Origin of the sequence: Ornithinibacillus massiliensis, assembly GCF_018310345.1 — a bacterium.
Classification (GTDB): Bacteria; Bacillota; Bacilli; order Bacillales; family Amphibacillaceae; genus Ornithinibacillus; species Ornithinibacillus massiliensis.
On record NZ_JAGXBY010000001.1, the window covers coordinates 569192 to 589389 of the forward strand.

Here is a 20198-nt window from a genome sequence, read left to right on the forward strand (position 1 = left end):
TAGCCTTGTGTTAGAAACCAACATAGAAAGAATGTACTTTACATTGGGAAGAAATCACCTTTTATATATTTATTTGAAATAACTTTCTAGGGCGCCCTTTAACATAAGGCTTTTCCTCGCCGACAATCTTAATAACATTACCATTCAACAATTTATTCACGGTACGTTCTGCACTTCTCTTCGTAACACGATAATAATTCGCTATATCATTCGAAGAAAATGGTTCATTGTTACGAAGCTGTACAAAATCGATAAAATTATACGAAAGCTCATTATTCAACTTTGCCTTATGAATTAGTGCCTGATACAGCCTGGAAGTATCAAAATGCTTCTTCACTCCAAGCGGACCAATGGTTTCCTGTCTATCATTCACAATATAACAGCTACTATTTGTGTTATGTGTACAAGCATCTAGTGCAAGCTTCGCATGATCCTCAGCTTGCTTGGCAGTTAACCCTAGTCCGAATCCGATTTCAATTGGTGTATTTAAAGCATTTTCTATTTCTTTTATAAGTGGAAAATCTCGATAATGATTAGTAATATGATCGAGCACACCTCTAGTTCCAAAAACAACATAGTGATTTTCGTTATTGGTTAGAACTGATGCATACGTTTTATGTCCGAATTTAAGTAAGATTTGATATAGCTGTAGTTGTAATTCTTTAAGATATAATTCTCCCTTTTCCGCTTTTATTTTATCCATATTCTTAATTCGAATATAACCAGCAACAATTTGCGCGCTCTTCCTCATGTTTAAAATAGTGATATTTTTACATTCCTCTATAGCATTGTCTATATTTCTTTTTGGGGTTGCCATCGGATAACATGGCACTCCTTGTTCCTGTAAGATTTGTTCTACTTCGTATAAGGAAGTAAGTACATAGTCAATTTTTCCTTCTTCAAAAAGCTGTTTATGGTAGCGTGCAATCTGCTCCACATTGACTTCCACGTTTTGTTGATAGCTATATGTATAAATGCTCGTACCTGAAATGTTTAATTCAGATAAAACCTCCGTCACAGAAGCTTCATCAAGCACATCAATGGATAATCGGTGGAGTTGCTGATGATATTTATTTTTTAAATGATAGAACGATGTCAATATCATATACGCATCTAAGTTCACTTGAACAGAAGGTAAACGCTTCTTTTTAATTTTGCTTGCAGCATATAAAAATGGAAGGTTTTCTAAGAATAAATAAACATCACACATAAATGCTTTTTCAACAAGTTCAGTAGTCTCGCTTGCGTTTTGATAAACAAAGGGAATTGCTTCTATTTCCTCGCGATTGGCAAGGTAACTCTGAAATCGATTTATTAAATCATCTCTTCCAAATACAGCAACCTTTATCTTCACCATTATCCCTCCCAAATCGTATTAGGGGTGTAAGTATGCAGGATTCACTTAAGTTAAAGAAAATTCTGTCATTTTACCCCATAAAAAAATAATTAGCGAAATAATTAACGACGGTTTCGTTAATTTATCTTATTCTAAGGAATTTTCATAATATTGTCAAGTTAATAAGCGGTGGAAGTTTGCAGGAAAATTCATAGGAATCTCAACGAATAGACTCCTATGAATCGATATCTATTACCCTTGAGGACTATACCTTGCTTTCACTTGTTCACGGAGTTCTCGTTTAAGGAACTTTCCAACAGATGATTTAGGTATTTCCTCAAAGAATAGAACATCGTCTGGTAACCACCATTTTGGAAACTGTGGTGTTATAAATTCGATAATATCTTCTTTTTTTATCTTATTCTCATATCCCTCATGGAGGACAACACATGCAATCGGTCTTTCTTGCCATTTTTCATCTGGCATCGCTACAACACTAGCTTCGAATACGGCATCATGCGCAATGATAGCGTTTTCAATTTCAACCGAAGAAATCCATTCTCCGCCACTTTTTATTAAATCCTTTGTACGGTCTACGACTTTAATAGTTCCTTCTTCATCGACCGTAACAACATCTCCCGTATGGAACCAACCATCCTTAAAAGCTTCGCCACTCCTAGTGTCTTTATAATATTCGTCTGCAATCCATGGCCCTCGTAAGAGTAGTTCGCCCATTTCTTTTCCATTCCATTCAATCTCACCCTCTCCACCTACGACCTTCATTTGAAGTCCAGGAACAAGAATTCCTTGTCTGGCACGCTCTTTAAATTTATCTTCTGGTGAGAGATTCTGTTGATAGCTTTTAAGACGTGAAACTGTAGCTAGAGGAGTAGTCTCTGTTGCTCCATAGGCATGGTAAAAAGGAATTTGATATTTTTCCTCAAATGCTTTTATTAAGCCTAGAGGTGCTGCAGATCCTCCGCATAATACTGCTCGTAGGCTTGATGTTTCATAGCTTCCTTGTTCTAGCTCTTTGAGTAATCCGAGCCAAATGGTTGGTACACCTGCTGTAATCGTAACATGAAACCGTTCAATAAATTCTGCTAATCGTTTTGGAGTAAAGCGAGGTCCGGGCATTACTTGTGTGGTGCCGAACCATGTACTAGCAAATGGGAGTCCCCATGCATTGACGTGAAACTGTGGTACAACAGGCATCGCAACATCGGATTCTGAGATTGCTGCAGTATCAGCAAGTCCTAACGCAAAGCTATGCAAAACAATAGCACGATGAGAATACACAACTCCCTTTGGCTTTCCGGTAGTAGCGGATGTATAGCACATTCCTGCGGGTTGATTTTCATCAATATCTTTTGTGAATTCATAGGCTGGATCACCAGTTGATAGAAGTTCTTCGTAGGAGTAGAGTGGTTGAATAGTAGAATTAGGGAGCTCGGCTTTATCGGTCATGACAACAAAAGCTTCTACAGTAGTCAAATGTGTGTAAATATGTTCAATAAGAGGTAGTATATCTTCATCAACAAATAATATTTTATCCTCTGCATGATTAATGATATAAATGATATCTTCCGGGGATAACCGAATATTAATCGTATGTAAGACAGCCCCCATTCCTGGTGCAGCGAAGTAAATTTCTAAATGTCGGTGGTGATTCCATGCCAGTGTCCCAACACGATCTCCATCTTGAATACCTATCTCATGAAGTGCGCTCATTAACCTTCTAGTACGTTGACCAATTTCACCATAGTTTAGTCGATGTAGCTTGTCATGGGTCTGAGAGATTACTTCTTTCTTTGGGAAAAAATTCTCAGCATGCTCTAATAATGAGCCTACCGATAATGAAACTTGCATCATACGTATCATCTCCTTTAATATAATATAGGGATATGTCTATATAATATCATATTATTTTGATAATTTGTAATAAAATTAATATTTGACTGTAATCCTTGTCGTACTTCAGTTCGTCCTTGTTGAAACGGCTTTCACTTTTACCAATAGTTTGACAATATTAGGTATTATTAAGTAAAATATGATTTAGGAATTTATTAAGGGGGAGATTTACATGAAAAAGAAGTATATTCTATCGTTAGCTGTCTTACTAGTTCTATCATTAGCACTAGCTGCATGTGGTGGAAGTAAACAGTTAACTATGTTAACTGGCGGTACTGGTGGTACATACTACCCACTAGGAGGACAACTTGCTAGTATTATTTCAGATAATACGGATTTAACAGTTACGGCATCAGCTTCAAACGCATCGGCGGATAACATTTCTGACCTTGCTTCTGGAGACGCAGACCTTGCATTTACACAAACAGACGTCATGGCAAATGCGGTAGAGGGCGTTAACTTATTCGAAGGAAGTGCAGTTGATAACGTATTAGCAATTGGTTCTTTATATCCAGAAACAATTCAAATCGTAACAACAGCTAACTCTGGTATTACATCTGTAGAAGATTTAGCAGGTAAGCGAGTATCTGTTGGTGCACCAGGATCTGGTACGTATGTTAATGCACAACAAATTCTAGAAATTCACGGATTAGATATCGAAACAGATATTCAACCACAAAACTTAAGTTTTGATGAATCTACTGATGGAATTCAAGATGGAAATATTGATGCAGCATTTATTACGGCTGGTACTCCTACTGGTAGTGTAGAAGGGTTAGCAGCAACAACTGATATTTCGATTGTTCCAATCGCCCAAGACAAAATCGATGCTTTAATTGCTGATCACCCATATTATGCAGTAGATACCATTCCTGCTGATACGTATACTGGTGTATCTGATGAAATAACTACTGTTGCGGTTCTGGCAATGCTTGCAGTTGCAGACACATTATCAGATGATGAAGTTTACGAAATTACGAAAGCTATCTACGATAATGCAGGCGATATCACACATGATAAAGGGAAGTTAGTAACGAAAGATACTGCACTAGATGGAATTGGAGTTGACTTCCATCCAGGAGCAGAAAAATACTTCAAAGAAGAAGGATTACTAGACTAATTAGATAAAAATATAGTAAGATGGAATAGCCGGCTTTTTGCCTGAATAGGGCTTTATAGCCGGCTGTCCATTTTTAGGTTGTGATTTATTGGCAAAGTATTTTAAGAAGCAATACATTATTGGTTATCTCCTACTGTTAGTCCTATCATTGATACTTTTTGTTCCTTTCCGAACTGCCTTAGTATTCTATAAACAGAATACAAGCCAAGTTGAGGCATACCTTCCTATTGAAGAAGGGGACTCATTTCAAATTATTTTTACACATTCCATTCACTTAACAGATGTAGTCGAACTTTATGAGGTTTTACCAGATGATTCGATTAGGCAAAATGAAATCATTTATGAGCATTATGGGATTGGCATGCCTGCGAATGATAGTGATGGTGGAACTTTCGTATATGAGGATGGAAAAATACATATAAAAGACATGAATCGTGTGTTTCCATCTATCCAAATGCGAAATGGTAAAGTAGTACCAAGACATCGATTAGTATGGGGTGAGGAAGCCGAGCGTATGGTTTGGTTAAAAGACTACTTCGAACCAGGTGCTAGGTTTACCTTGAAAGTCGATAAGCTTTCATTATGGCAACTATTGAAAGGAGTGAAAATTCATGAGTGAAAAAAATGTACACACAAAAGATGAATTAACACCAGAAGAGCAAGAAGCCCTATTACAAAAATATGATCAAGAATCAAATACACGTCGATTAACAGGCATTGCCGCCATTATTGTATTTGTTCTATTGTTATCATTTTCGTTGTTCCAGCTATATACAGGATACTTTGGTGCATACACAGCTTATATTCAACGAACTATCCACTTAGGTTTTGCACTAGTCCTCATTTTTCTATTGTTTCCATCTAAGAAAAGTGGGAATAAGAGAAAGATAGCTTGGTATGATTATATATTAGCTTTATTATCGTTTATCGTATGTTTATATTGGCCGTTATTCTATGATGAAATCGTTCAGAGTATTGGATCCATATCTACTGCTCAAATGATAGTTGGTGGGATTGCAATCCTACTTACATTGGAGGCAACTAGACGTGCAGTTGGACTTCCAATAACCATTATTGCTGGTGCGGCTTTATTATATGCATTATTAGGTCCATATATGCCAGGAATGTTAGCGCATAGAGGACTAAGCTTAAACCAATTAATTAATACGATGTTCTTTACAACAGAGGGTATCCTTGGTACACCGTTGAAAGTGTCATCTACGTATATTTTCTTATTCCTATTATTCGGTGCATTTCTTGTGAAGACGGGAGTTGGAACATACTTTAATGATTTAGCAATCTCCCTAGCTGGTAGAAGAACTGGAGGACCGGCTAAAGTAGCGATTTTCTCTAGTGCCCTTAATGGTACGATCTCTGGTAGTTCTGTAGCCAACACCGTGACAACAGGTGCATATACGATTCCATTAATGAAACGCCTCGGCTACCGTAAAGAATTTGCCGGAGCGGTAGAAGCTGCTTCTTCAACCGGTGGACAAATTATGCCACCGATTATGGGGGCTGCTGCTTTCTTAATGATTGAATTTGCGGGTGTTCCTTATTGGGATATTGCCAAGGCGGCTTTAATTCCTGCGATTCTTTATTTTGCTGGAATTTGGATTATGACTCACTTAGAGGCAAAGAAAATCGGGTTAACCGGACTACCTGAAAGTGAAATTCCAAATAAATTAGAAGTTCTGAAGAAAATTCACTTGTTGCTTCCCATCTTAATAATCATTGTATTTTTATTTATGGGATATTCAATTAATAGAACAGCATTATTAGGTATTCTAGCTGCGATTATCGTAAGCATGTTCTTAAAAGAAACACGAATGACACCTAGGAAGTTTGTGGATGCTTTAACATCCGGTGCTCGTACAGCGTTAGGTGTTGCTGCTGCTACTGCAAGTGCAGGTATTATTGTTGGGGTTGTGACGAAGACAGGCTTAGGTTTAAAGCTTGGTAATGGAATTGTTGATATTGCAGGTGCACTAACGTCCAATATCAATGTTCAATTATTATTAACCCTATTCTTTACTATGATCGCTTCCATTATCTTAGGTATGGGTTCACCTACTACGGCGAACTATATTATTACCTCAACAATAGCTTTACCAGCTATTTTAGCAGTTAGTAATCAACTTGAGTTTGCGATACCAGTATTAGCTGCTCATATGTTTGTATTTTACTTCGGTATTGTGGCAGATATTACTCCGCCTGTGGCATTGGCTGCTTTTGCAGCATCCGGAATATCGGGTGGGGAACCGATTAGAACTGGTTTTAATGCTTCGAAGCTGGCAATTGCAGCCTTTATAATTCCGTATATGTTCGTATTAAATCCAGAGATGCTCATGATAGACACTACTATTGGTGGTGTTATTTGGATTCTAATTACAGCATTAACGGGAATGATTGCGATAGGTGCTGGTCTAATCGGCTACTGGTATAAACGTTTAAATAAAGTGGAAAGAATTATATCTGTATTAACAGGTCTAATGCTTATGTACCCAGAAGGTCATACTGATATTATTGGGTTAGTCATATTTGTAGCCTTACTTGCATATCAGTTTATCTTTAGAGGTAACCGAGGTTCAGGTGAACAAGAACAAGTACAGGTAGAAAGCAAGTAATATAGGAAGGGGAGGTTTCTCGAAGCGAGAAATCTTCCCTTTTGCTATTCAAATGGTACAATAAATGAGTAATTAGAATATGAAAGGTTGTTTTCAAGTGAAAACACAACATGATTTTACGGAAGGCAATATATGGCGGCAATTGATGGTTTTTTCTGGACCGATTATGCTTGCCAACTTGCTTCAAACATCTTATCAATTAGTCGATAGTCTGTGGGTTGGTAATTTACTAGGTGCGGATGCGCTAGGAGCTATAGCGGTTTCTGGTACGATTATATTTACTGTTTTAGCTTTTATTATTGGACTCAATAATGCTGCTCTTACGATTCTCTCCCAACAAAAAGGAAAGAAAAATACAGACGGTTTAAAACGATACTTAAATGCATTCGTTGTATTACTTTCCATTATGTCTATTTCGTTGGGATTAATCGGATTTATCTTTGCAGAAGGGTTATTAACCTTATTAGGTACGCCAAGCGAGATATTAAATCTTGCAACCACTTATTTACAGATTAATTTCCTAGGGATGCTATTCCTGTTTGGTTATAATTTTATTAGTACAGTATTACGAGCATTGGGAGATAGTAAAACACCACTCCGATTTGTCATGATAGCCGTCCTATTAAATTTATTCATGGACCCACTATTCATCGCAGTATTTGATCTTGGGGTAAAAGGTGCTGCTATTGCAACCATTGTTTCTCAAGGCTTTGCATTCCTTTATGGAATTATTCATGTGTTACGGAAAAAGCTAGCACCATTTACATTACCTACAATCCCGCATTGGGGAGAAATTAAACTCATCTTACATCTCGGTATTCCGTCCGGATTGCAAATGTCTGTCATCTCAGCTGGTTCAGCGGCCATTATGAGCGTTGTCACGACGTTTGGCTCCTCTGTTGTTGGTGGATTTGGAGCAGCCCAGCGATTAGATAGCATTATTATGCTTCCAGCACATGCTCTAGGGACCGCTGTAGGTAGTATGGCGGGACAGAATATTGGAGTGAAGAATTGGGAGCGGGTTAATAAAATTGCTAGATATGGTGTAGTGTATAACTTCGCTGTTATGGTTGCTGTTGGGTTGCTTGTTGTCCTGTTTGCGGAATATGCGGTGCGATTATTTATTCAAGAGGAAGATGCGGTTCAATTCGCTACTCAGTACTTAAAAATCATTGCATTATGCTATCCGTTCTTGGGGATAAACTTTATTCTAAATGGTGTAGTGCGAGCAGCGGGTGCCATGTATCCCGTATTAGTACTTAATGTGCTTTCATTCTGGGTACTCAGATATCCACTAACATTCTTGTTCTCCAAGCTTATTGGAGATACCGGTATAGCGGTTGGTATGGGAGTTAGCTTTATAATCAGTAGTGTGTTTGCTTACCTTTACTTTAGATTTGGGAAATGGAGAGAAAAGGTGTTGTTTAAACAGAGAAAACGAGGCTAGTTATGCACAAAATGTGGATAGCCTATGGATAAACGCAATATTTTGTATCGATAATAGACAAAAAACACGATATATTGACAGAGGAGGTCAATGTAGTTGTGGATAACTATATTACTTTATATGGGTTGATGGAGAAGAATGAGAAAGCAAACAAAAAAGGCAATCAAACAGACAATATATGTTGTTGCTATACTAGTTACGATATTTATACTACTTTCGGTATTCACAGCGAAACCAGAGCCGAGAGTGAGTAATGATGTACTGCAATACAAGCCATTAGTTGAAAAGTATGCGGAAGAATATCAAGTCGCCTCTTATGTGAATGTTATGTTAGCCATGATGATGCAGGAATCCGGAGGTAGGGGCACAGACCCAATGCAATCTTCGGAGAGCTACTGTGGCCAAAGAGGTTGTATTGATGATCCGGAGCTTTCTGTTAAGCAAGGGGTATACTATTTCTCGGAAACATTGAAAGCAGCAGATTTTGATGTTGAACTTGCGGTTCAGTCCTACAATTTTGGTAAAGGTTTTATTCAATATGTCCACAACACCACCGGAGCATATTCATTGGAGGCGGCTATTGCATTCTCGCAAGAAATGTATGAAAACGCACCAGATAAGTCAATCTATACATGTTTAAGGGAAGAAGCAAAACAATATAACGCATGCTATGGGGATATTTATTATGTAAGATCTGTTATGGGCTATTTAGAGGAACTAAATGTTTCTTCGTGACGAATTAGGAATAAACCAAATAGTTGTTTTAAAGGAAGGGACCTTATAAAATTAGATTAGTAAGTCTAGAAACGAGTTTCCCCTACTATATGTCGACTTTAGTAGTTGGGCAATTAGTAATGAAAAAGAAGGAGGAGTGCTAATGGTTAAGGAAATATTTACAGAAAAAGCACCAGCAGCGATTGGACCATATTCTCAAGCTATTGATGCTGGAAATCTACTATTTGTATCCGGCCAAATTGGAATAAATCCAGCAACTGGTGAGGTTGTATCTGGCATAGAAGCACAAACTAAGCAAGTTATGGAAAATTTAAAGCATATACTTGCTGAAGCTGAGACTGATTTTTCACAGGTCGCCAAGTTTACTATTTATTTAACTTCGATGGATGACTTTGCTACCGTCAATGATATTTATGGTAGTTACCTACAAAAGCCTTATCCAGCACGTGCTACTATTGAAGTAAGTCGCCTACCAAAGGATGTGCTAGTTGAAATAGATGCAATCGTAGTGAAATCATAAGGAGGACATGCTAATGGATAATTTTTTATATTATAATCCAACTAAATTAATCTTTGGAAAAGGGCAGCTAAATGCGCTTCCAGAGCAAGTAAAACAATATGGTACTAAAGTGTTAATCGTATATGGTGGAGGAAGCATTAAACGTAATGGTGTTTACGATAATGTGGTAGCAAAATTAGCTGAAATAAACGCAGAAGTATTTGAACTGGCAGGAGTAGAACCGAATCCTAGAATATCAACAGTTCGTAAAGGAGTAGAAATTTGTAAGCAAGAGGGGATAGATTTCTTACTTGCAGTTGGTGGCGGAAGTACGATTGATTGTACGAAAGCGATAGCAGTTGGTGCGAAAACAGATATTGATATGTGGGATATTGTTACGAAGAAAGCTTCAGCGACAGATGCACTGCCATTTGGAACTGTATTAACTCTTTCTGCAACAGGCTCAGAAATGAATAGTGGCTCGGTTATTACGAATTGGGAAACGAATGAAAAGCATGGTTGGGGAGCAGCACCATACACCTATCCTAAATTCTCTATTCTAGATCCAGTACATACTTTCTCTGTACCAAAGGATCAGACTATTTATGGTATTGTTGATATGATGTCCCATGTATTGGAGCATTATTTCCATCAGGAAACGAATACTCTCATACAGGACCGTTTCTGTGAGTCTATTCTCATCACAGTGATGGAAACTGCACCGAAGCTATTAGAAGACCTTGAAAACTATGAGTATAGAGAAACCATTATGCTAGCAGGTACTCTAGCTCTTAATAATATGTTAAACATGGGATTTCGCGGAGATTGGGCAACCCATAATCTAGAGCATGCAGTAAGTGCAGTACATGATATCCCACACGGTGGAGGATTAGCCATCCTATTCCCGAACTGGATGAAGCATGTATTAGATGATAGTAATGTATTACGCTTTAAACAACTTGCTGAAAGAGTATTCCAAGTTGATGCAGAAGGAAAAACAGATCGTGAAGTAGCAATAGAAGGTATTAATAAACTTCGTGAATTCTGGAATAGCATCGGTGCCCCATCCAAACTTACGGATTATGATATTGATGAAAGCACTGTTGAATTGATGGCTGAAAAAACAGTGGTAGCAAATCCAGCGTATGGGAATTTTAAAAAGTTAACGAAACAAGATTCGATAGAAATTTTCAAAGCAAGCTTATAAAATACAAAAAAGTGACATATTATTTCCCAGGTAATAAATAATGTCGAATTTAAAAAGAAGAACTAGCCTATTGATAGATGGCTAGTTCTTCTTTAATAGCTGCACGAATTTTATCTAAGCATTCTTCTGGTGTTTTTCCGAAGATGCGTCTGTTGTTAACTAATGCGTACGGTTTTACTCGGCATAAACCGCAAAAAGATAGACAGTCAGAGGTTAGAACAGCAACCTCAGGGAACTCTTTTTCTAATATTTCTTCTAAATTTAGTGTGGTAATAGCATTACCATCACAGATTTCGACAACAACTATACCCATTACATATCACTTTCTTTCAAGAGATTAAAAGGAATGATTGAATGATAGCATTGCCAATTCATCATTTCAATATTCGTGCTCATCATTAGGAATTAGTCTTGTCAACGAAGCTCATTCTAACCCAGTTTCTTTGTTTCCAACGTCGTAGCATTAGGACTCCGCGTAACCATTCATCAGCAATAAATCCAATCCATATTCCAATTAGTCCAAGACCTAAGAAAATACCGAAGAACCATGCAAAGGTAACACTAATGCCCCACATTACTAGTATTCCGATATACACAGGAAATTTAACATCACCTGCTGAACGTAAAGAACTGATCATGATTAAATTAAATGCTCTACCTGGTTCCAGTACAACCGTCATTAACAGCAATACCGTACCTGCTTCAATGATGGAGCCATTATCGGTAAAGATGCCTAAGAATGGTTTAGCTACAAGGTATATAACACCTGCAGTTGCTAGTGAAATAAAGATGGAAATTCTTAAGCTCTTTAGGGCCCGTACATAGGCATCCTCAATTTTCCCTGCTCCAATCATATGACCAATAAGTATTTGGGTGCCTTGGCCAATGGCAACGGAAAATAGAAAGATAAACATCATAATATTTTGCGTGTACACTTTCGTTGTAATTGCAATTGTTCCTAACTGGGCAACAAAGTAGGTGATTACCATTTGGCTTGCATTATAAGACAATTGCTCTCCAGCAGAGGGGACGCCGATTTTCAATAGGCTCTTAACATGATTTTTTTCGTAACGGAATAAATTTGCAAAGTTTAAATCCCCACGCGTACGTTTAACTAAGAGGATGACGAGTGCAATAAATCCAATAAATCGACTGATAGCTGTTGAATAGGCAACCCCTTCAACACCTAGTATTGGAAACCCAAACGGGCCAAAGATAACAAAGTAGTTCCCAATCACATTAATGATGTTCATGATGATGGTAACAACCATGGTATCCTTCGTATAGCCATAGCTTCGTAAAATAGCTCCGGTAGTCATAATTAACGCTTGAACGAAAATTAATCCACCGACAATTTGCATATAGGCTAAGCCTTCATCCATTAGTTCATGTGGTAGGTCCATTAAGGCTAATATAGGTTCTGCCCATATGAATAAGGCAATACTTAATACTAATGAAAATATTAGGTTCATACTTAAGGCATTTAGAGCAATTTGACCAGCTGTTTTAGGCTTTTCTGCTCCTATATTTTGGGCGATTAGAACTGCTGCCCCTTGTGCTACAAAGCCAAACATTACGATCACAACTGATAAAATTTGGTTTCCAACCCCAACAGCAGCTACCGCATTATCGGAGTATTGACTTAGCATTAAAGTATCTGCATTCCCCATTAACATATGGAGGAGTAATTCAATGAAGATTGGCCAAGTAATCGCAAATAACGTTAAATTTTTTGTGTTTTGTTTATCCAAGCTGTACCCTTCCTTCTAATCAATAGAAATAGTTTACAATGAATCTTTACAAATAGGAAGATATTTTTGATTATTTGTTAGAAAGAAAAAATTGCCCTCCAGTATTCTGGAGAGCAATGGATTATCATTAGATTAACGCGCATTTGTTGGCTGCATGAGCCCTGTACCGATTTCTTCTAAGTAATGACAAGCGGCCTGGTGGCCATTCTCACCTTGCCCTGTATCGCGTAGCTCGGGTATTTCTTTTGCGCATCTTTCTGTCGCGAAAGGACATCTCGTATGGAATCTGCATCCAGTAGGTGGATTAATAGGGGAGGGAACATCACCAGTTAGGATAACTCGCTCCCGCTTTTTATCAGGATCAATACTTGGTATGGCAGATAATAATGATTTTGTATAGGGATGCTGTGGATTAGTGAACAGAGACTTTTTATCAGCGATTTCTACAATTTTGCCTAAATACATGACGATAATACGATCGGATATATGTCTTACAACCCCTAAATCATGAGAAATAAATAAGTACGTAAGGTTAAATTCTCGTTGCAGCTTTTTCAATAGATTAATAACTTGAGCTTGAATGGATACGTCTAAAGCGGAGACTGCCTCATCACATATAATCAATTGAGGCTCTACTGCTAGTGCACGAGCAATACCAATTCGTTGACGTTGCCCACCGCTGAATTCATGTGGGAATCGATCGATTTGATGTTTTCCAAGTCCGACGATTTCCATTAACTCAAGTATTCGTTTGTTTTGTTTTTCTTTAGGAACAGTACGTTGAATGGACATGGCTTCCCTTAAAATCTCTCTTACAGTTTGCCTTGGATTAAGGGACGCATACGGATCTTGAAAGATTACTTGTATATTTTTTCTTTCTTTACGCATTTCGCTTTTACGCAATGCTAATAGGTCCTTACCATCAAATTCGACATGCCCACTGGTAGGTTCATCTAAACGCAAGATAGCTCTTCCTGTAGTAGATTTACCACATCCAGATTCCCCAACGATACTTACGGTCTCTCCTTCATAGACGGAAAATGACACACCATCGACAGCCTTAACATGGTTAATAGTTCTTCCGAATATTCCACCCTTGATTGGAAAATGCTGCTTCAAATCCTTTACTTTAAGAATTTCTTTCCGCATGCCTCTTCACCTCCGTAGTTCCTTCCCATTCATCTGAATAAATCCAGCAGCGTGCTTGATGATTATGTTCATCTACGATTAATTCAGGTAAGCTATTACACATTTCTGTTGCATACGGACAGCGCGGTGCGAAGCGACATCCAGATGGAAGCTCTGTGGGGCTGGGGACGGTACCTTTAATAATTGGTAAATCGCCTTCAATATCCTCATCATGTGATGGTAGTGAGTTGATTAGCCCAACAGTGTATGGATGCTTCGGTTCTTTGAATAATGTTTTCACATCAGCATATTCCACTACTTTTCCGCAATACATGACTGCTACATAATCACAAGTTTCGGCTACTACGCCTAAATCGTGAGTGATGAGCAGGACAGACATATTTAATCTTTTTTGTAAGTCCTTTATCAATTCTAGTATTTGTGCTTGTATCGTTACATCTAATGCAGTGGTAGGTTCATCTGCTATAAGTAAGTCTGGATTGCAAGCGAGCGCAATGGCAATCATAACACGTTGCCTCATACCACCGGAAAGCTCATGAGGGTATTGGTTAATGCGCTTTTCTGGAGATGGAATCCCTACAAGCTTAAGCATTTCAATCGATTTTTTTCGAGCTTCCGCTTTGTTTAGTCTTTCATGAATTTTATAAGCTTCACTTATTTGCTGACCAATTGTATAAGTTGGATTTAAAGATGTCATAGGCTCTTGGAAAATCATCGATATTTCGTTACCGCGGATTTTTCTCATTTCGTTATTCGATTTTTCCAATAGGTTTTCTCCCTTAAAGATAATTTCACCGCCGACTATTTTTCCTGGACTATCAATTAAACGAAGAATAGATAGGGATGTAATACTCTTACCCGATCCTGACTCTCCAACAATCCCAAGTGTTTTTCCTTTTGGCAGGCTAAACGATACTCCGTCGACAGCTTTTACTTCTACCTCCTCCGTGAAAAAGGATGTTTGGAGATTGTTTATTTCTAATATATTCTCATATACAGATTGAACGGTCATTCCTGTCACACCTTTCTAAGCTAATAAAACTACGGTTAATTTAAGTCAATACGTTTATTGAGATAACGATAGGTAATATCGACAATTAGATTTACTAGTACAAAGAGTAAAGCAGCAACTAATACGGTACCTTGAACGAGTGGAAAGTCCCGTGCTTGGATAGAATCAATGACTAATTTCCCCATTCCATTAATAGCAAAGACGGTCTCTGTTAAAACAGTTCCACCTAATAGGGATCCAAATTGAAGACCAACAACAGTAACGACAGGGATTAAAGCATTTTTAAGTGCATGTCGATAAATGACGACTCGTTCTTTTGCGCCTTTTGCACGTGCAGTTCGGATATAATCTTGATCAATAACTTCTAGCATACTTGATCTCGTCATTCGAGCGATAATGGCTGCTCCACCGGTTCCTAATGTAATGACTGGCAGGACTACTTGTTCAAAGCTTCCCCAGCCGGATGGCTTAAACCATGCCGTGTTATCGAAAAATGGTACCCAACTCGGTAAGTCTAAACCAATAGCGAACCATTGTATTAACATTAACCCTAACCAGAAATTTGGCATGGATAGACCAAATAGAGCAATAATCATTAAGGAAACATCCCGGATAGAATATTGCTTAACAGCGGAAACAATCCCGGCAATCAATCCTAAGAAGATGCTAAGTACAATACTATAAAAAGCTAGTTCTACTGTAACCAAAATACGCACACTGATTTCAGATGTTACATCTCGACCAGTTCGAATTGAATTTCCTAAATCCCCTTGTAGAAGATTAGATAAATAATTCCAATATTGTACATGATACGGATCGTTAAGACCTAACCGTTCACGAATATTTTCTACTTGTTCTTTTGGTGCACTTTCACCCGCCATAATTTGTGCCGGGTCCCCAGGTACAAGATGTAATAGGCTAAATACGATTAATGTTACACCTAATAATACTGGGATTGTTTGAAGTACACGTCGAATAATAAATACGAACAATCTACTGCACCCTCTCTATTTTTTTGATTTTGGATCAAATGCATCTCTTAACCCATCTCCTAGGATATTAAAGGCTATAACGACGATGACAATAGCGATTCCCGGAAAGAAAGAGACATGTGGCGCACTATACAAATAGTTACGTCCATCACTTAACATTGCTCCCCATTCTGGGATTGGAGGTTTTGCCCCGAGTCCTAAGAACGATAAGCCGGTAGCAGTTAAGATTGCAGTAGCAATACTTAATGTTATTTGAACAATAAGAGGTGACAAGGTATTCGGTAAGATGTGTTTAAAGATAATTCGTAAGTCACTTGCTCCAAGTGCTTTTACAGCATCAATGTACTCCAGCTTTTTCACTGCTAACGTTGAGCCTCTAACAATTCTTGCAAATACAGGAATCGAAAATATAGCGATAGCAATAATAACATTTTGTATGCTTCCACCTAGTACACTAACAATTGCTAAGGCTAGCAGTATACCTGGAAATGCTAGTAGAACATCCATACAACGCATAATAATTGAATCTACACGTCCTCCATAATATCCGGATATAATTCCTATTACGGTTCCAACAATCGCTCCTAATATAACGGAAGAAAAGCCGACTCTTAATGTAATAGACATTCCTTCGATAATCCGACTGAAAATATCTCTACCATGGTGATCGGTTCCAAACCAGTGGTCGGCGGAAGGGGGAGCTAATTTGTTTACAAGATCACCTGAATCTTCGGGATAAGGTACAAAATAAGGCCCGATAAGGGAAACTAAAATAAAAAAGAAGAGGAGAATTCCTCCAATTACAGCGGCTTTGTTTTTCCTAAATTTCTTTAGGAAGGTTTTCATACGATGAACTTGCACATTTCGATGTTGTTCATAAATAGAAGGTTGATTTTGTAATGGTTGTCCCATAATGCAATTTACACCCTTTCTAGAGAGATAAGAAGTATAAACAGAGATGCCTAGCTCCGGGCACCTGAGACTAGCAGACTTCCTTCACCTCGGTACGATAAGTCAACATCGACTCTCTACAGTCGTCGTGTTTCCTTCATTTCCTAAGGCTTAGTCCCTTCTGTATGTCTAATGCGAGTGCCCTGCGCCTTTCTATCAAGTTATAATTATCTGTTTATTCCATTGATTTATACTATTATATCATCATAGTTTATTATGACAATAAATAATTAAAAAAATAGTCTTGTAATTTGTACTACTATCATATATATTAATATGTATCTGCAATATTCAGACACTTTATATTTCTATGAGTGTCTACTAAAACGAAATGGGGGTATAAACAAGTGAATTTGTCAAAAAGATTACTCGTTTTTCTTGCAACAGTGCTAATGCTGAGTTTTGTACTTGTAGCATGTGCAAGCGAACCAAATGAAAATGGTTCACCAACAGATGATGGTGATACAGAGGAACCAGCTGACAACGGCGAGGATACAACAGACAGTGGTGAAACCGATGGTCAAAGTGGTGGTAATGACTTAGTTATTGCAAACTCTTCTGATGCTGTTTCATTAGACCCTGCTGGATCTAACGATGTACCTTCCAGTAATGTTGCTGCTAATATTTATGAATCTTTAGTTAAACAGGATCAAAATATGGAATTGCAGCCAAGTCTAGCTGAAAGCTGGGAACTTGTAGAAGATAATGTATGGGAGTTTAAGCTTCGTGAGGGAGTTAAGTTCCATGATGGATCAGACTTTAATGCGGAAGTAGTAAAAATGAATATCGAAAGAGTACTTGATGAAGATGTCGCATCGCCACGTTCTTTCTTATATAGTATGGTTACAGATATTGAAGTGGTGGATGACTATACGGTTCGATTTACGACAGAATTTCCATTCTCTCCACTTCCAGCCCACTTAGCACATAATGGTGGAGCAATGGTGTCCCCTAAATTAATTGAGGAAGACTATGCTGCAATGGAAGCAGGGGAAGAACCAGGTAGTGTGATTAATGAAAACCCAGTGGGCACAGGCTTCTTTAAATTTGAAGAATGGGTACCTGGTCAGCATATTAAGTTAGTTCGGAATGATGATTATTGGGGAGAACCGGCAAAATTAGATTCTGTTACCTTTAAAGTTGTTTCTGAAGATTTAACAAGAGTAGCAGAGCTAAGAACAGGAGATTCTCATATTTCTGACCCGTTAAGTCCTTCAGATGTAGCAGAAATTGAAAATACAGATGGATTACATGTTAATACACAAGGAAGTGTAAGTTTATCTTATGTTGGATTTAATATGGAAAAAGAACCATTTAATGACCCTCGGGTCCGCCAAGCAATAAATATGGCGATTGACAGGTCGCAAATCATTGATGGTATTTATAATGGTGTAGGAATTCCTGCCATTGGACCATTAGCACCGGACGTATTTGGATATGATCCAAATGTACCTGGTTTGGAATATGATCCAGAAAAGGCAAAAGAGCTCCTTGCTGAAGCAGGCTTTGAAGACGGGTTCTCGACTACACTTTGGACTAATGATAACCGTGAACGTATGGACATGGCTACCAATGTTCAAGCACAATTAAAAGAATTTGGTATTGAGGTTCAGATAGAAGTTATGGAGTGGGGGGCATACTTGGATCAAACAGCTAATGGAGAGCATGATATGTTCATTCTTGGTTGGTCGACCGTTACAGGTGACGCGGACTACGGACTATATGCTTTGCTACACTCTGACAATGTCGGTGAACCTGGTAACCGTACTTTCACAAAAGACCCAGAGTTAGATGCATTACTTGATGAGGCTCGTCAAACATCTGATGCGGAAGAAAGAGCAGAGCTATATAGACAAATTCAAGAAATGCTTGTCGATATAGCACCAATGCTATATATCCATCACCAAGAATACTTATTAGGTGTTAGCGATAAGGTACAGGGATTAATTCAAGATCCGACTGGTATCCTTCGTTTGCAAAATGTTACATTAACTGAATAGTAATATAATAGTAGAAAGACGGTATTCTTATTAAAGAATACCGTCCTTTTTTAAAAAAAAGTATGAATGCTTCTAGTTGAGATGATGATCTTCTATTGAACTGTCGTTTCTACTGTGATAACGAATGAGTTTTCTCTACTGTGTACTCGTAACGATACCAAGCGAATAGAAGAAATCCTCCACTTAAAATTAATAGTCCACTAGTTACATAGAAAACAGTGGATATGCCATTAAACGCAGCAATTAATCCTCCGAGTGCGGGACCAATTATATTGCCGAGGAACCGGAGACTTGTATTGTATCCTAATACTTCCCCTTGCATGGATAACGGTGCCTCTTGGCGGATATAAGCCATTCTTAAAGGAATAATTCCTCCGATAGAAACGCCCAATAAGAAACGAACTATGACAAGTTGCCAAATAGATGTGACAAACGCTCCCGGTATATAAACAATACCCGCCATGAAAAGAAGGGCGATTAATATTTTTATATACCCATGTTGATCTCCTAATTTGCCCCATTTTCTGGACATCAGTAAATTACCTAGTCCGGCTGCAGAGAATGCAATACCCGAGAAAAATGCTATATTAGCGGGACCATGAATTTCTTCCACGTACAACGAGAGAATCGGTTGTACAGAGAAGTGCGCAATTTGTACTAAAGCAGAAATGAGCATGACAACTAATAAAATTGGATGTCTTATTATATGCAAAATAACTTCCTTCCTGGAATATGCTTTATGTTCTTTGTCGGTAGCAAATTCGAAACGTTCTTCCCTAATACCGAATAAAACAATAAGTCCGGAAAGAATAATGGTAATAGCGACCCATTTAAATGTAGCCGAATAACCGAATGCATCTGCTAATGCTCCGCCTAAAAGTGGGCCCATCAGTGTTCCAGTTATACTACCAGTTTGTAATGTGCCAAGTACCTTTCCTGCTATGTTCTTAGGAGTTTGCGTAGCAATAAGGGCTTGTGACATCGGAATAAAACCGGTGAAAATTCCCATGAAAAGACGGAGTATAAATAATTGCCAAACATTTGTAGCGAATCCCATTAAAAATACAGATAATCCTATCCCACTTGCAAAGAAGATTAATAGTTTTTTTCTTCCATATTTATCCCCAACTCTACCCCAGATTGGTGCAAAAATAAATGCAGCGATAAAGGTAACGAGAAATACCCAGCCAGACCAATTCTGAACATAGACATCAGAGAAATTTCCAAATGAATCTATATACAAGGAAAGAAAGGGGATTACCATTGTGGTACTTCCGGCAATAAAGAAGTTGGCAAACCACATGATTACTAAATTACGTGTTGCATTGGAGTTTTCCGTACTAATTGGTTTTTGCCTTCTTTCTGTATAATTATTTCGATAACCTAAATATACCGGAAACCGAAATAAATTTAAAGTATTAATTCTTACATAGGCAGATAAGGAAGAATGAAAATTTTTCC

17 protein-coding genes are annotated in these 20198 nt (G+C 38.0%); 8 read left to right on the top strand and 9 right to left on the bottom strand.

All coding sequences use genetic code 11. The features are described from left to right. Positions 1-61: 61 nt before the first annotated feature. Together KGF86_RS02790 and KGF86_RS02795 are read right to left on the bottom strand one after the other, a co-directional pair. Complete coding sequence (locus KGF86_RS02790; protein ID WP_211741105.1) at positions 62-1354, bottom strand: hypothetical protein; 1293 nt, start codon at positions 1352-1354, stop codon at positions 62-64. A gap of 234 nt (positions 1355-1588) precedes the next feature. Next, positions 1589-3208 carry a long-chain fatty acid--CoA ligase gene (locus tag KGF86_RS02795; RefSeq protein ID WP_211741106.1) on the bottom strand — a complete coding sequence of 540 codons (1620 nt, stop codon included), beginning with the start codon at positions 3206-3208 and terminating at the stop codon, positions 1589-1591. A gap of 211 nt (positions 3209-3419) precedes the next feature. Between KGF86_RS02795 and KGF86_RS02800 the strand changes: the two genes are divergently transcribed. The 7 genes from KGF86_RS02800 (at position 3420) to KGF86_RS02830 (ending at position 10882) form a co-directional block, all read left to right on the top strand. Then, positions 3420-4367 (top strand): TAXI family TRAP transporter solute-binding subunit, encoded by a 948-nt coding sequence (locus KGF86_RS02800; protein ID WP_211741107.1) that lies wholly within the window; start codon positions 3420-3422, stop codon positions 4365-4367. Between the two features lie 88 nt (positions 4368-4455). Then, the gene (locus KGF86_RS02805; RefSeq protein WP_186868223.1) at positions 4456-4986 is read left to right on the top strand and encodes a DUF1850 domain-containing protein; all 531 of its coding nucleotides are present in this window, start codon (positions 4456-4458) and stop codon (positions 4984-4986) included. Continuing rightward, entirely contained in the window at positions 4979-6994 is a 2016-nt protein-coding gene (locus KGF86_RS02810; RefSeq protein WP_186868224.1) for a TRAP transporter permease, read from the top strand. The genes KGF86_RS02805 and KGF86_RS02810 overlap by 8 nt, the downstream gene beginning before the upstream one ends. A 97-nt stretch (positions 6995-7091) precedes the next feature. Beyond that, positions 7092-8441 (top strand): MATE family efflux transporter, encoded by a 1350-nt coding sequence (locus tag KGF86_RS02815; protein WP_343221408.1) that lies wholly within the window; start codon positions 7092-7094, stop codon positions 8439-8441. 138 nt (positions 8442-8579) lie between these two features. Continuing rightward, positions 8580-9176 (top strand): lysozyme family protein, encoded by a 597-nt coding sequence (locus KGF86_RS02820; protein WP_186868226.1) that lies wholly within the window; start codon positions 8580-8582, stop codon positions 9174-9176. A gap of 142 nt (positions 9177-9318) precedes the next feature. Next, complete coding sequence (locus KGF86_RS02825; protein WP_186868227.1) at positions 9319-9696, top strand: RidA family protein; 378 nt, start codon at positions 9319-9321, stop codon at positions 9694-9696. Between the two features lie 13 nt (positions 9697-9709). Beyond that, entirely contained in the window at positions 9710-10882 is a 1173-nt protein-coding gene (locus tag KGF86_RS02830) for an iron-containing alcohol dehydrogenase (RefSeq protein WP_186868228.1), read from the top strand. A 67-nt stretch (positions 10883-10949) separates the two neighbouring features. Here the strand turns inward: KGF86_RS02830 and KGF86_RS02835 are convergent, their stop codons facing one another. The 6 genes from KGF86_RS02835 to KGF86_RS02860 form a co-directional block, all read right to left on the bottom strand. Beyond that, the gene (locus tag KGF86_RS02835; protein WP_186868229.1) at positions 10950-11195 is read right to left on the bottom strand and encodes a YuzB family protein; all 246 of its coding nucleotides are present in this window, start codon (positions 11193-11195) and stop codon (positions 10950-10952) included. An 85-nt stretch (positions 11196-11280) separates the two neighbouring features. Next, a complete protein-coding gene (locus tag KGF86_RS02840) occupies positions 11281-12633 on the bottom strand; it encodes an MATE family efflux transporter (RefSeq protein ID WP_186868230.1) in 1353 nt (450 codons plus the stop codon). A 132-nt stretch (positions 12634-12765) separates the two neighbouring features. Continuing rightward, positions 12766-13782, bottom strand: coding sequence for an ABC transporter ATP-binding protein (locus KGF86_RS02845; protein WP_186868231.1), 1017 nt, complete (start codon positions 13780-13782; stop codon positions 12766-12768). Next, entirely contained in the window at positions 13763-14794 is a 1032-nt protein-coding gene (locus KGF86_RS02850) for an ABC transporter ATP-binding protein (RefSeq protein ID WP_186868232.1), read from the bottom strand. The genes KGF86_RS02845 and KGF86_RS02850 overlap by 20 nt, the downstream gene beginning before the upstream one ends. Positions 14795-14829: 35 nt before the next feature. After that, a complete protein-coding gene (locus KGF86_RS02855; protein WP_186868233.1) occupies positions 14830-15786 on the bottom strand; it encodes an ABC transporter permease in 957 nt (318 codons plus the stop codon). A 15-nt stretch (positions 15787-15801) separates the two neighbouring features. Next, positions 15802-16698, bottom strand: coding sequence for an ABC transporter permease (locus tag KGF86_RS02860; protein WP_186868234.1), 897 nt, complete (start codon positions 16696-16698; stop codon positions 15802-15804). 386 nt (positions 16699-17084) lie between these two features. Here KGF86_RS02860 and KGF86_RS02865 point away from each other — a divergent pair, with 386 nt between their 5' ends. Then, a complete protein-coding gene (locus KGF86_RS02865; protein ID WP_186868235.1) occupies positions 17085-18737 on the top strand; it encodes an ABC transporter substrate-binding protein in 1653 nt (550 codons plus the stop codon). Between the two features lie 109 nt (positions 18738-18846). Here KGF86_RS02865 and KGF86_RS02870 read toward each other — a convergent pair whose 3' ends face one another. Next, positions 18847-20040, bottom strand: a complete 1194-nt coding sequence (locus KGF86_RS02870) for an MFS transporter (RefSeq protein ID WP_186868236.1) — start codon at positions 20038-20040, stop codon at positions 18847-18849. Positions 20041-20198: the final 158 nt, after the last annotated feature.

Coding starts and splice junctions, on each gene's coding strand:
- KGF86_RS02845 (WP_186868231.1), bottom strand. CDS start 13,782: ATGCGGAAAGAAATTCTTAAAGTAAAGGATTTGAAGCAGCATTTTCCA.
- KGF86_RS02870 (WP_186868236.1), bottom strand. CDS start 20,040: ATGTGGTTTGCCAACTTCTTTATTGCCGGAAGTACCACAATGGTAATC.
- KGF86_RS02825 (WP_186868227.1), top strand. CDS start 9,319: ATGGTTAAGGAAATATTTACAGAAAAAGCACCAGCAGCGATTGGACCA.
- KGF86_RS02860 (WP_186868234.1), bottom strand. CDS start 16,698: ATGGGACAACCATTACAAAATCAACCTTCTATTTATGAACAACATCGA.
- KGF86_RS02835 (WP_186868229.1), bottom strand. CDS start 11,195: ATGGGTATAGTTGTTGTCGAAATCTGTGATGGTAATGCTATTACCACA.
- KGF86_RS02795 (WP_211741106.1), bottom strand. CDS start 3,208: ATGATGCAAGTTTCATTATCGGTAGGCTCATTATTAGAGCATGCTGAG.
- KGF86_RS02800 (WP_211741107.1), top strand. CDS start 3,420: ATGAAAAAGAAGTATATTCTATCGTTAGCTGTCTTACTAGTTCTATCA.
- KGF86_RS02850 (WP_186868232.1), bottom strand. CDS start 14,794: ATGACCGTTCAATCTGTATATGAGAATATATTAGAAATAAACAATCTC.
- KGF86_RS02810 (WP_186868224.1), top strand. CDS start 4,979: ATGAGTGAAAAAAATGTACACACAAAAGATGAATTAACACCAGAAGAG.
- KGF86_RS02820 (WP_186868226.1), top strand. CDS start 8,580: ATGAGAAAGCAAACAAAAAAGGCAATCAAACAGACAATATATGTTGTT.
- KGF86_RS02830 (WP_186868228.1), top strand. CDS start 9,710: ATGGATAATTTTTTATATTATAATCCAACTAAATTAATCTTTGGAAAA.